Genomic DNA, 263 nt, shown 5'->3' with positions numbered 1-263 from the left:
AGACGCTGGCCGCGCAATTCAGCAGCATGACGACGGTGCAGGGCGGCAAGATCGACGGATTCGCGCAACAGCTCGACGCGGTGCGTCACAGTCTGCAACAGCAGGCGCAACAGGCGCGCGATGAACAGGGGCGCTCGCTCAAGCAGTTCGGCGATACGCTCAGCCTGCAACTCGGGCACCTCACCGAGGCGAGCGACCGGCGCTTCGCCGAAGTTCGCGCGACCATCGAGCAGCGGCTGAAGGACATCGAGGCGAACAACGCG

General features: G+C 65.8%; 1 protein-coding gene. It reads left to right on the top strand.

Features of this window, described 5'->3' with window-relative positions; genetic code table 11:
- The coding region (locus R0J92_RS23855; protein WP_411053501.1) for a hypothetical protein at window positions 1-263 on the top strand (263 nt) is incomplete at both ends.

It is taken from the genome of Tritonibacter sp. SIMBA_163, assembly GCF_046535935.1.
GTDB classification, from domain to species: Bacteria; Pseudomonadota; Alphaproteobacteria; order Rhodobacterales; family Rhodobacteraceae; genus Epibacterium; species Epibacterium scottomollicae.
The sequence above is the reverse complement of the archived record's forward strand: the minus strand, read 5'-3'. Positions and strand labels throughout refer to the sequence as shown.